Below are 13026 nucleotides of genomic sequence, written 5' to 3'. Positions count from 1 at the left end.
TCTACTGGTCCTTTTGGCCGGAGAGCAGCTGCTCCAGCATTTTATCCACGTCATCATCGGAAAGGTCGCTTACGGATGTCTGCGCGGCGATCGGGGAAATTCCCGCTTCCACGCCGCCCGGCAGGGACGGTGAAAGAGAGCCGAGCAATTCCGACTGGGCTTTGACGGTGGTGGCCCCGAAGAGCTGAGCGAGCGTCAGGTGCACCGAAAACTCCTGCCTTATGCGCGACAGCAGCTGCATGATCGTCAGGGAATCGCCGCCCGCTTCGAAGAAGTTTTCCTCCACGCCGGCGCTGTTACCGGACAGGAGCTCGTGCCAGATCGCCAGCAATGCGGCCTCGTTTTCGGTTGCCGGAGCAACGCTGTGGCGTGCCCTCGCGCCCGGTGCGGGCAGGGCCTTTCGGTCAACCTTGCCGTTGGCGCTGAGAGGCAGCCGCTCCATGATCACGAATTCGCGCGGGACCATATAGGCGGGAAGTTTTGCGGCAAGAAAGGCGCGCAGCCGCTCAGAGAGGGTTTCACCCCGCATTTGCGCGGATGCCTGCCACTGTGTGCTCCATGCGGGATCGATGGACCCTCCGGCGAGCACGTAAAGCGGCTCCTCGTCTTCTTCGGTTGCCAGTGCCGATGCGATGGCGGTCAGATCGACGCCGCCGGCCGCGCACAGGCCGATATCGAGACGCGGTGCATGCAGCATCATCACCTGCGCCATATGGCCGGCTTCCAGCAGGCAGAAGTCTCTGGCCTTTTGCCCGTAGCTGCGCGCCATGGCCGCCTTGAGGCCGGTGAAAACCACGAGGAAAGCGCTTTGCCCGACGATATCGTCGCTCTTGCCGGCGATTGCCGCGATCTGTTCCTGTGAAACGGCCGCCAGAAATTCTAGCCGGTGTTCGGCGGGATGATGACGATACCAGCCGGCAGACAGCCCCTCGATCCGGCTGTCCTGGACCAGAATATGGGTCTGAACCGGATAAAGTCCGCCCGCAGACGGGTAAAGCGCCTTTTTCAGCGGTGTGCCGGGGACATCGAAGGCCCTTATGCTGGCGAGCAGGTGGCCGATGCTCTGAAGTTCGGCGGGAGCGCTCAAAAACCGGCGATGACTTTGCCGGGCGATCGCTTCGTGGAACAGGCCGTCCGGCGTGGCCAAATCGATGGTTCTTCCGGCATCGCCCAATCTGCCATCGGCCAAGCCGCCATCACCTGACCGGCCGGCCTTCGCTTCCAGTTTGCCGATGAGGCTGCCTTGGGTATCTGGAACGATATAGGCAACGAGGGCAGGTGGCTGGCCTGTCGTCGTTACCACGGCTTCGGCGACATTTTCATTTTGCAGCAGCGCGGTCTCGATTTCCCCGAGCTCGATCCTGAAGCCGTTGACCTTCACCTGGAAATCTTCGCGCCCCAGAAACTCCAGCAATCCCTCCGGCCGCAGCCTCCCGAGATCGCCGGTTTCGTAAAGCAGCAGCGCGCCGTTTCCAGCCTCTTCTTCGTCCGCGAAACGGTCGGGAATGAAGCGATCGGCGGTCAGCTGCGGCCGCCCCCAGTAACCACGCGCAACACCGATGCCGCCGATAAACAGCCGGCCCGTGACCCAAGGCGGGCAGGGCCGCCCCTGATCATCGAGGACATACCAGCGCTGGTTTGCCAGCGGCTGGCCATAGGGAATGCTCGTCCAGTCCCGCAGTGCCTCCCCGATCGGGTGGAAAATCGACCAGATGGAAGCTTCGGTTGCCCCGCCGAGGCTGATGAGATCGGCATCTGGCAATTGTGCTTTCAAGGAGGGAGGCAGGCTGACGGGAATCCAGTCTCCGCTCATCATGATCAGGCGCAGGGGTGGCTTTTCATTGAGCGCCGGCAGCTCGGCCAGCAGCAATTGCGCAAGGGCCGGCACCGAGTTCCATACCGTCACCCGATGTTGCAGCAGAAGCTTCATCCAGCGGGCATTATCCGACACTTCCTCGCGCACGGGAATGACGATGGCGCCGCCAACCGCAAGCGGGCCGAATATATCATAGACCGAAAGGTCGAAGCTCAGCGACGAGAGCGCGAAAACCCGGTCCTCAGTGGAAACGCCAAAGCGGCGATTGATGTCGAGGATCGTATTCAGCGCACCGCGATGATCGATCATGACGCCTTTCGGTTTGCCGGTCGAGCCCGAGGTGAAGATGATATAGGCAAGATCCGATGGTTTGGTCACTGAGGGTGAAGGTCTGGCTCCGCCATCTTCGGGGACCGCGATCACCGTTACCCGCTGCGGCCAGTCGCCCCCTTCGGCGATGACGAGATCGGCCGCCGTGTCTTCCACAAGCTCGAAACGCCGCTCAGCAGGCAGGTCGGGGTCAACAGGCACATAGGCCGCGCCGCTTGCCAGAATGCCGAGGCAGGCGATTACCTGACCTGCACCCTTCGGCAGAGAAACGGCAACCCGGTCGTTCGGACCTGCTCCGGCCTTCTGCAGATCAGCCGCCAGCGCCAGCGCCCGTTCGGCCACCTGTCCGTAGGTCAGTTCGATGCCGCCTGCGCAGACGGCGATCTTGTCAGGGCTTTCCGCAGCTCTCTCGAAAAATGCCTCATGCAGGAGCTGCGTATCCTCGGGAAGCGCGATTTTCGCCCTGTTGTTCAGCGTTTCGAACGCCTGGCAATCAACGATATCAGGCTCGGTCTGCCATGCCGTGTCGTCGCTGGCCAGCGCCCGCAGCAGGGTCTCATAGGCGGCAAACATCATGTCCAGCATGGCAGGCGGAAAGAGTTCCTCGACCGCATCCCAGTTATAGACGAGCTCGCCCTGATCTTCGGAAACCTGATGGTCGAGATAGACCTGCGGCGTCTGGCTGACGCTGTCCACCAGTCGGGTATCGAGACGTGGAGCGTTGTCGTCTCTCGATGACTGGCCCAGAACGCTGGTGAAAACCACGGGCATCAGGGCACCGCCGGAGCGCCCGTTCTGTTTCGCCAGTTCGCGAAGCACGGAAACACCGCTGAAAAGCCGGTGTTCCAGATCTTCCATCAGGCGCAACTGAACCTGACGGGCACGCGTGGTGAAGTCGGCGCGGGCCGAAAAATCGAGCCCCAGCAGGAGTGACGCCGTGAAGTCGCCGACGATCTTTTCCACGTCCTGATGAACCGGCTCACGATTGAAGACGGTGAGATTGAGGGTGAAATCCTGACGCCTGCTCCAGCGCGCCAGAACCTCCGCAAAGATCGTCATGATCGCGGCTGTCGGGGTGAGGCCGGCGCTCTGGGCCAGTTCCTTGAAGCGTGACCAGTCTTTCGCGGCAAGCCGGCCCCGGCGACGCGTGAAGCGCGGATGCTCGATCTGCGATGGGTTGCATGCCAGCGGCAGATCCGGTGAGGCTGGCAGGGTGGCTATCCGGGCAGACCAGTACTCCCGCGCCCGCTCATAGGCTGCACTGTTATGGGCGGATTTCTCAAACAGAACATAATCCCGGAATGTCAGTCCGATTTCGGGAAGCGCACGTTTCTGCATGAGCGCCGCGAGTTCGGTGCCCATCAATTTCAGCGACCAGGCGTCACCGATGAGAACATCGAAACTGACGAACAGCCTCGTCGTTTTTTCATCGAGCCGGGCAGCTTCGATGTGAAACAGCGGCCAGCGGTCCGCCTTGAAAATATTGTGAGACAGCCTGTTTCTGATGTCCAACAGGCACGTGGCCCGATCGGCCGCATCACGCAGGTCCACGACCGGCAGCGCGTAATGGGGAACGTCTGCCAGCACGCGCTGCCGCCCGTCGGCATCGACGATCGCGCGCAGCATGTCGTGGCGCGCGACAAGACCGTTTATGGCGTTTTCCAGCGCACCCGTATCGAGATTGTCGATATCGAATTCCCGATAGCCGTGGGAACCGACGCTGCCGAGTTCGAAACCCTGGTTGCGGCCGATCCAGTATGCATGCTGGATATCCGTCAGCGGAAACGGCTCATGGCGGTCTTCAGGATTATGGACCACTGCAAGGCCGTCGACGTTGAGGGCGTCCGCCGCCTCATTATCAAGCCGGTTTGCCAGCCCGGCGATTGTCGGTGTCTCGAAAATTGCCTTCAGCGGCAGTGAAACCCCGAAATCGGCCTTGATACGGGCAATGATCCTGATGGCGAGCAGCGAATGTCCGCCCATCTCGAAGAAGCTGCGCTCGACATCGATCATGCTGGTCTGAAGGACGTCCTGCCATATGGCTGCAAGCCGTTCCTCAACATGGTTTCTCGGTGCGGTACCGCTGCTATCAGGCGTCTTTATTTCAAGTGCACGCAGGGCGCTTCGGTCGATCTTGCCGTTCGGCAGATGCGGCATGGCCGGCAGGATGGTACATAATGCCGGGACGAGGTGGGAGGGCAGCTGCCTTGCCAGTGCAGAGCGGATGTCGTCCACCGTCAGCTGTCGCCCAGCATCGAGCGAAATATAGGCGGCCAGTTGGCGTTCCGGGCTTGCTTCATCGCCGATGACTGCAATGACGGCCTCGTTGACGCCGTCGATATCCTCAAGCCGGTGCTCGATCTCGCCGGTCTCGATCCGCAGGCCCCTGATCTTGACTTGATTATCGAGACGTCCGTGGAATTCCAGCATGCCATCCGTGCGGCGTCTGACCCGGTCGCCGGTGCGGTAGAGATAGGCGCACGACCTGCCGGAAAAAGCGTCCGGAACGAAACGCTCGGCCGTCTGGCCCGGGCGTCGCAGATATCCGCGGGTAACGCCGGCTCCGCCTAGATAGAGTTCGCCCGCAAGACCGTCAGGCCGGAGACGTCCGGCCCGGTCGAGGACATAGGCTTCCGTTCCGGGCAGGGGTGCGCCGATGGAAACCGTTTTTTCCCCGTTGACGGCGCAAACCATCGCGCCCGTCGAGTAAGTCGTATCTTCCGAAGGCCCATAGAGATTGTGTATGCGCGCCTGCGGTGCCTTCTTCGCCAGTTCTTCAAGCAGGACCGGCGGCAGCGGCTCCCCGGCGAGATTGATGGTGCGAACGGATGTCGGAAGCGTGTCGTGGCGCAGATATTCGCGCAGCAAACTCGGAACGGTGTTGATCAGGCTGACCTCGGCGACATGCTGCAAACGCGGCAGATCGAAGAGCGTGTTGGCCAGAACCACCTGACCGCCGCAGGAAAGCGTGCCGAAAATCTCGAATATCGAGAGATCGAAGCACACTGAGGTCGATGCCAGGACACCTGCCAGCTCGTCACCGGTGAAATTGCTGCCGGTCCACTGCATGCGGGCGGCGGCATTGCCATGCGTGATCGCCACGCCCTTCGGTCGTCCCGTCGAGCCTGATGTATAGATGATATAGGCGAGATCGGCCGGATCGCAGGCGTGAGCGGCGGAAAAGACCGCATTGGGAAGTTTACCGACCTCAAGGAGGGTCAGTTCATCCGTGGCGTCGAATGCCAGCCGGTCGCTATCCGTCAGGACGACCCTGATGGCCGCATCCCGTGCAATGAAGGCGAGCCTCTCGGACGGATAGTCCGGGTCGAGCGGCACATAGGCCGCGCCGGCTTTCAACACGCCGAACAGGGCCGCGATGAGATCCGGCGTGCGCTGCATGCAGACCCCGACGATGGAGCCACGGCCAAACCCGCCGGCGGCGAGCGCAGCGGCAATCGCGTCGCTTCGCTGATCGAGCTCCCGATAGGCGAGGCCGCCATGTTCGCTGGCCACTGCGGATTTTTCCGGTGTGCGCGCCGCCTGCGCCGTCAGCATCTCGTGCAGGCAAAGCCCGTTGGGTGCCAGAGCCTGACCGGCAGACCGGCGGATCTGCTCCTGCTGCTCGTCGTCGCAAAGAAGGGAGAATTCCGATATCCGGCGGACGGGGTCCTCGGCGATCGTGCGCAATACATGTTCGAAACGCCGCCAGATCGTGGCGATCGTCTCCTCATTGAAGAGATCGGTTGCATATTCGATCTTGCCGCCGATGTCGGGGTCATTGTCCTCGAGGTTGAAGCGGATTTCGTTTTTTGCAGCACCATCGGGCAGGCGCAGTGTCTCGATGGCAAGACCGTCGAGTTCAGGCAATCTTGCCAGATTGTGCTGAAGATCGAATTTTGCTTGAAACAGCGGCGTCATCTCGGACAGGGAGCGTTTTGGATTGAGAGCCTCGACGATCCGCTCATAAGGCACGTCCTGGTTCGCCAGGCCGGTGCGGACGGTCTCGCCGACGCGCTGCAGCAGGCTGGAGAAATCCGGATTGCCCGCAAGATCGGTACGCAGCACCAGCGTGTTGACCAGAGGGCCGATCATCGCCTGGGTTTCCGGCCGGTCGCGGTTTGCGACTTCGCTGCCCACGACGATGTCGTCGCTGTCGCAATAGAGATGCAGCACCAGTTTGAAAGCGGAGAGAAGCAGAACATAGAGGCTGACATTATGTGCCCGTGCCAGCGCCCTCAGCTGTCCGGAAAGTGCAGGGTCGATGGAAACCGCAAATTGCGCGCCGAGGAAAGTGGCGATGGCCGGTCGCGGACGGTCGAATGGCAGGTCCAGCACCGGCAGATCCGTTCCGAGCGCCTTTTTCCAGTATGCGAGCTGGTTTTCAAGCACCGGGCCGCGCAGCATCTTTCCTTGCCAGATCGCCCAGTCGGCATATTGAACGCGAATATCAGGCAGATGGTGTAACTGGCCGGTCGTCTCCTTGTAGAAGCCCGCGAGGTCACGGGCGAGCACGGTCATGGACCACCGGTCGCCGGCGATGTGATGCAGCCCGACCGCCAGCAGATGATCTTCGGCCGAAAGGCGCACCAGCATTGCGCGCAATTGCGGATGACTCAGGTCATAGGGTTCGGAAAGCCGTTGCAGGATGTGCTGCTTGGCTGCGGCTTCCACATCGGTGTCCTGCGCGAGATCGAAGAATTCGATTTCCGCGTTCCCGGCCGCGAGAATATCCTGCTCCGGAAAGCCGTCGGCGCCGGGAATGAAGCGCGTTCGCAGCGGTTCATGCCGTTGTACGACCTTCGCCAGCGCCTCTTCCAGCGCCGTCCTGTCGAGTTTCCCGCGAAACCGCAGGATGCTGCGCATATTGTAAGCCGTGTTGTCAGGTTCAAGCTGCTGCATGAACCACAGGCGCTGCTGCGCAAAGGACAGGGGCCGATCACCATCGCCTTCCTCACGTCCCGGAATGGCGGAGTCGAGAGCCGACTGATATCCCCGCTCGGCAAGACGCTGCTCTATGAGGCGACGGCGCTCGGGCGAAAGGTTCGCGAGTTTGGCGTAGAATTCGTTCATCGTGCTTCTGCTCCTCCAAGCGCGCTCTGGACTTCACTGTCGGAAAGGCTTTCGATTTCCATCAACAGCGCTGCCATCTCGTCCAGGTCGCCTTCATCAGGCATATGGGCGGTAATCATGCTCGCCACGCGGGCGACCGTCGGGTTTTCGAAGAGGAGTTCGCGCATTTCGATCTTGACCGGGAATGTTTCCCTGAGCTTGGCGACAACGCGGATGGCCAGAAGCGAGTGGCCGCCCAGCTCATAAAACCCGTCATCGACGCCGATCCCGCTCACGCCGATCAGTTCTTCGAAAATGCCCGCGACCGTGGTTTCGGTGTGGGTGCGCGGGGCGATGAAGGGTGTGGACATCGCCGGCCTTGCACGGCCCGAAACAGCCGCTTTCGACAGCTGCGCCTTCTTGACCGCCGTCGGGGCAACGGTGATGTCGCTGCGCGAAAGCATCGTTGTGCCGGTAATGCCGTTCTCGATGATCCTTCTCGTCAGGTCCCAGGCATCATCAGAGGCAACCGCATAGGCGTTGGTATCGAGCGAGGAACGTTTGCCGGCGGCCAGCACATCGATGAGCGGATAACCAATGGCGAACCAGGGCATTCTTGCGCTGCGCGACTGGGCAGCCACAAGCAGCTCCACCGCCTGATATCCCGATGTATAGGCGGCCAATCCCACGCCGCCGATGACGGTTGCAAGCGAGGACTGGATGCAGCAGAAACCTGCCCGCCGTTGCTCCATCGCCTTTATGAGTGCCCGCAGCGGCGCGATGCGAACCGTTTCATTGTAGCCGAGATGCGTGTCGTCCATCATTGAGAGCGGCGCTGCCGCCTGCCGGTTCGCCTGAGGCATGCTCAGAAAAATTCCGTCGATCCGGCCATGTCTCGACACCACCTCATCGAGTGCCGCGCCGATGGCAGCCGGATCATTGCAGTCGATCCGGCGCGTATCGATAGCTGCATCCAACCGAATGGCGGTCTCCGCATCCTTGATGGAGTGCAGCACGGACAGGCGTGTGCCGGATATTTTCGCCAGATGATCCAGCCAGACAGTGCCGACACCTTCGGCGATATTGCCGATCACGACATAAATGCCGTTTTTCTTCAGGCGGGCGGATGCCTGCGGTTCAGGCAGGTCTAGTGGCGCAAATCCATGCGACCAGCGATGTGGCCCCCTTATGGCGACCACCGGGCCGCTTCCGTTGAATTCCGCCAGAAGGCGGTCCGCAATCGCCTGATCCGCCATGTCCTGCGCCACCATGATATCGATGTGCCTGCAGGTCAGGTCTTCATATTCCTGGCCCGCAACCTTCAGGATGCCCGGCAACTGAGACTGCAGCTCGTCGAGATTTTCCAGGCCGGTGACATCCGTTGCGCCATTGGTCACCAGCGTCAGATTGCTTTTGTGCCCCTGTGCGGTGAGCGCCCGCACGAGATTGAGCAGGGTCGTAACCTCGTCCCGTCGGCCCGGCTTCAGCGGCCAGAGATATAGGATGTCCTGTGGCAGAGCCCCGCGTTCGCCGAGAGTTTCGAGCAGCCGGGAGAAATCCGCCGCGGAATGTCCGGCAAGGCTGAAGCAGCGGAAATCGCACTCGTCGAACCTGTCGCCTTCAATGGCGCGATAGGCCTGGGCGCCGGCGCCTTCCAGCCGTGCGGCGAGGGATTTGCCGATGCGTCCTTCATCAAGGATCAGGACACGGCGGTTTCTGCAATCTGCCGGGGTTGCCGGCGGCAGGCGCTGCCATGTCGGACGATAGATTCTGGCGCTGTCGACGGCGGTGGAGACGGGCGCCTGATTTTCTGCCGTCTGGGCGGAAATCCAGTAACGCTGCCCCTGGAACGGATAGGTAGCGAGTGGCACGCGGCCGCCTTCAGCCGATACGGCCTGCCAGTCGAGATGCCCTCCGGTCCGCCAGTATTGTCCCAGTGCGGCAAGGTACTGGCCCGTCTCGTTTTCCGGTCTGGCACGACCAAGGCACGGTATGATCCGGTCTTCCGCGACAGCCTGTTCGCTGATGAGACCCGACAGTGCCGAGCCGGGTCCGGCCTCGATGAAGACTGTATTGTCGATGCCGAGAAGGGTTCGCATCCCCTCGTCGAAACGCACGGTCTGCTCCAGATGTCTGGCCCAGTAATTCGGATCCGTCGCCTGCGAAGCGCTCAGCCAGGTTCCCGTCACATTGGAGATCATCGCAATGGATGGCGGGGAAAGCCTGACATTTCGCAGTTCCTCCAGATAGCGCGCTGCGGCCTGCGCCATCATCGGCGAATGGAACGCATGTACGGTCTTCAGCCGCCGCGTCACGTAACGCGCCTGTTTGAGTTCCGTTTCGAGCCTTGCGATGGCGTCGGTACTGCCTGAAACGACGCTGAGGGCCGGCGCGTTGCTGGCCGCCAGGGCGATGTCCGCGTTAAGCCAGCGGTCGATCGGCGCGTCGGGATGAACGACCGCAAGCATTGCGCCGGGGGCGGCCTGTTGCATCAACCGGCCGCGCGCCACCACAAGCGAAAGTGCCGTATCCAGATCGAAGACGCCCGCCAGGCAGGCCGCCACATATTCGCCGATGCTGTGGCCATGGAGCGCCTGCGGTATCACACCCTGCGCCATCCATGCCTTTGCAAGGGCATATTCCACGGCAAACAGCGCTGGCTGGGCAAATTCCGTATTATGGATATCCTCATGTCCGGCAAAGAGATCAGCGCGGAAATCGCGTTGCATGATCTTGGAAAGACGATCCGCGCAGGCATCGAAAGGCGCACGGAAAAGCTCCACCCGCTCGTAAAGATCCTTGCCCATTCCGGCATATTGGCTTCCCTGTCCGGGAAACAGGAAAACCGCGGACGGCGTGCTGCCGGCAATGGATGGTTTTTGTGCAGCAAGACGGTGCAGTTCCGTTGCGGCTGACACCAGATCATCCGCAACCAGCGACTGGCGATGGCTGAAAGCCTTCCGGCCATGACGCAGCGTGAAGGCAACGTCGTTGATCGCAAGTTCCGGGTTCGCCTCGAACGCTTTCGCCTGTGCCGAAAGCAGTGCCGAGAGCGCCGCATCGTTGCGCGCTGAAAATACCAGAAGCTGCGGCGATGCCGGTTGCGTCTTGGCGCGCGCGCCTGCGTCGGTTGGTGCCTCTTCCAGCACCAGATGCGCATTCGTTCCGCCGATACCGAGAGAACTGATGCCGGCTCTCCGGGGGCTTTCTACAGCATCCCAATCCCGCAGGGCCGTATTGACCGCAAAGGGGCTTGCCGGGAAGTCGATCTTTGCGTTTGCCTGTTTGAAATGAAGGCTTGCGGGAATTCTGCCGTGCTTGAGGCAAAGCACGGTCTTGATGAAGCCTGCAATGCCTGCGGCGGTATCGAGGTGGCCGATATTGGTCTTCACGGAGCCGATGGCGCAATATCCGGTGCGCGTCGTCGTCTTGCGAAAGGCCTGCGTCAGCGCCGCGATCTCGATGGGGTCGCCCAGCGATGTTCCCGTGCCATGCGCTTCGATATAACCGATGGAATCGGCCGATATTCCTGCGGCGGCGTGGGCCTCGCTTATGACCATGGCCTGGCTGTCCACCTGCGGCGCGGTAAAGCTCGCCTTCAGCGCGCCGTCATTGTTGATGGCCGAACCGATGATGACGGCATCGATCGTGTCGCCGTCTGCAAGCGCATCTTCAAGACGCTTGAGCACGACAACGCCGACGCCGCTGCCGGGAACGGTTCCGGCGGCATCCGCATCGAATGCCCGGCAATGCCCGTCAGGAGACAATATTCCGCCTTCGCGCGCCACATAGCCGTGCGAACGGGAAACCGTCACGCCGCCCGCGAGCGCAATATCGCATTCGCCCGCAATGAGGCTCTGGGCCGCGACATGGATGGAAACAAGTGATGAAGAGCAGGCCGTCTGCACCGTCATGGCCGGTCCGCGCAGATTGAGCTTGTAAGCCGTGCGCGTCGCCAGAAAGTCCTTGTCGTTGGCGACGAACAGTTCAAAGGGGCTGATTGATTGGCGCACCGCGGCATTGGCGTGCAGGTTCAGAAGATAGGTGTTGAAGCCGCTCGAGGCATAGACGCCGATGGAACCGTCGAAAGTGTCGCCCTGGTATCCGGCGCGCTCCAGCGCTGCCCAGGCGCATTCGAGAAACAGGCGCTGCTGCGGATCGAGAATTTCCGCCTCGCTGGGGCTGTAGCCGAAAAATTCGGCGTCAAACTGGTCGGCGCCCTCCAGCGGCGCTGAAGCCCGCACGAAATCCGGATCGACAAGCTGCTCGGATGGCACACCCAGCGCGATAAGTTCCTCGTCGGTCCATTCTTTGACCGACTCCCGGCCATGAACCAGATTATCCCAGAAGCTCTCAATGTCGGAGGCTCCCGGAAAGCGGCCTGCCATACCGATGACGGCGACCCTAAAGGCGTTCCGATCCTGGTTTGAAGCGCTGGTATAGTCGGACATATGCAGTTCTCGCTGGATTAGAAATTGAACACGCACGTTACTTGTGGAACGGGCAGCCTTTTTTGGGCGGATCGATCATGCCGAGGCGACCGCGTTCGAAACGCTGGAGCGTATCGATTGCCTTCCGGTCGCCGTATCGCAGGCTTCCGGCGTCGGAGCCGACGAAACGTGAGCAGACGCCGACATGCCCTTCCGCCAGGTATTTGTAGGCTGCGACGAATTCCGCATGTGCGTCATGGAGTTCGACCGGCAGGGTGGCGAACACGTCCTTCATTTCACGCCAGACCTGAATGAGGACGGCATGGTCAAACGACATCAGTCCGCTGAAATCATCGGATTCGACAGATGGTGGCGTCATGGAGACGCGGATGGTATTTTCGTAATCAGCCTTGCTGAAGCTGGCGGCGAGGTCCATGGAGCTGGCAGATGTGCGCAGAAGCACCGCGGCGGCCCGCAATTCCCCGTCTGCTTCGGCATGGTTGCCCTCATGCACCTGCATATTGAAACGACGAAGGCACAGAACCAGCCCCTGCACGTTCATGAAGAACGCCCAGTGGAATTCGCGCCAGATCCGGGAAGGCGAGGGAGGAGCAATGGTCATCTTGCACACTCCACGCCAAAGCACCTTGCAAGAAGCCTTGCATGAACCTCGAAACCATCAAACTGGGCTTTAGCGGCCTTTTCCGACAGGTGTGGCGCCCGGCAGAAAAGATCGGTAACCGACAGCGCGACCTGCAGGAAGCTGCGCAGCAGAACATGGGCGGGCTGGGCGGTGGTAATGCGGTTCACGCGGAAATACCGGTCATAGTCATTGGCGTGAAAGGACGTCAGCGGCAGGCCGCTGATATCCACGACGCCGGGATCGGACATCGGCTTTTCCATGTTGCCCAGAAGCGCGGCGATGCGCGCGCGGCATTCGGGATGATGCAGCGTGAACGCTTCGAGTGCCTCGCAGATGATGTGCTGCAGGCGGGCTCTTTCGTGTTCTTCCGGCACCATTACCGGTGCCAGTGCCTCCGGCAGGAGCAGATCAAGAATGGCATCCTGCGCAAGCCAGTCCCTGTCCGGTCCGGCGTCCTCGCGGGGCACCAGGCTTGGCCATGGTTGGTCGTCCATGGGGTCACGTCCTATTCTTGCACGCTGGTTGTGTTTACGGCCTCGCCGTCCATCAACCGCCGCAAACTCAAGGGGCGCATGTCGGTCCACTCAACCTCGATATGATCGAGGCACGCCTGCTTCGATCCGGAAAAGCCGCTCGGTCGCCAACCAGTCGGGACCGCCTTGTAGACCGGCCATATCGAATATCGCTCCTCGTCGCTAATCACGACGTTGTAGTGCATGTCTTCAGCCGGGGTCTGGGAACTCATGGTGGTCACTCCG

Annotated in this window: 5 protein-coding genes; all 5 read right to left on the bottom strand. The window is 61.2% G+C overall.

All coding sequences use genetic code 11. From position 1 onward, the window contains the following. Position 1: 1 nt before the first annotated feature. Genes CFBP5499_RS18945 through CFBP5499_RS18925 form a run of 5 tightly spaced genes read right to left on the bottom strand, consistent with a single transcriptional unit; the run spans position 2 to position 13013 of the window. The gene (locus tag CFBP5499_RS18945; protein ID WP_080829329.1) at positions 2–7216 is read right to left on the bottom strand and encodes a non-ribosomal peptide synthetase; all 7215 of its coding nucleotides are present in this window, start codon (positions 7214–7216) and stop codon (positions 2–4) included. Further along, entirely contained in the window at positions 7213–11646 is a 4434-nt protein-coding gene (locus CFBP5499_RS18940; RefSeq protein WP_080829330.1) for a type I polyketide synthase, read from the bottom strand. Before CFBP5499_RS18940 ends, CFBP5499_RS18945 begins: the two co-directional genes overlap by 4 nt. A 37-nt stretch (positions 11647–11683) precedes the next feature. Next, the gene (locus CFBP5499_RS18935) at positions 11684–12247 is read right to left on the bottom strand and encodes a siderophore biosynthesis protein (protein ID WP_080829332.1); all 564 of its coding nucleotides are present in this window, start codon (positions 12245–12247) and stop codon (positions 11684–11686) included. Continuing rightward, entirely contained in the window at positions 12244–12762 is a 519-nt protein-coding gene (locus CFBP5499_RS18930) for a siderophore biosynthesis protein (protein WP_080829334.1), read from the bottom strand. Before CFBP5499_RS18930 ends, CFBP5499_RS18935 begins: the two co-directional genes overlap by 4 nt. Positions 12763–12773: 11 nt before the next feature. Continuing rightward, positions 12774–13013: an MbtH family protein gene (locus CFBP5499_RS18925; protein WP_080829336.1), complete on the bottom strand. Its 240-nt coding sequence runs from the start codon at positions 13011–13013 to the stop codon at positions 12774–12776. Positions 13014–13026 lie beyond the last annotated feature (13 nt).

Origin of the sequence: Agrobacterium tumefaciens, assembly GCF_005221325.1 — a bacterium.
In the GTDB taxonomy this organism is placed as follows: domain Bacteria; phylum Pseudomonadota; class Alphaproteobacteria; order Rhizobiales; family Rhizobiaceae; genus Agrobacterium.
The sequence above is the reverse complement of the archived record's forward strand: the minus strand, read 5'-3'. Positions and strand labels throughout refer to the sequence as shown.

Bases quoted from the DNA above. Each gene is read 5' to 3' on its own strand.
- CFBP5499_RS18935 (WP_080829332.1), bottom strand. From the start codon at position 12,247: ATGACCATTGCTCCTCCCTCGCCTTCCCGGATCTGGCGCGAATTCCAC.
- CFBP5499_RS18945 (WP_080829329.1), bottom strand. From the start codon at position 7,216: ATGAACGAATTCTACGCCAAACTCGCGAACCTTTCGCCCGAGCGCCGT.
- CFBP5499_RS18930 (WP_080829334.1), bottom strand. From the start codon at position 12,762: ATGGACGACCAACCATGGCCAAGCCTGGTGCCCCGCGAGGACGCCGGA.
- CFBP5499_RS18940 (WP_080829330.1), bottom strand. From the start codon at position 11,646: ATGTCCGACTATACCAGCGCTTCAAACCAGGATCGGAACGCCTTTAGG.
- CFBP5499_RS18925 (WP_080829336.1), bottom strand. From the start codon at position 13,013: ATGAGTTCCCAGACCCCGGCTGAAGACATGCACTACAACGTCGTGATT.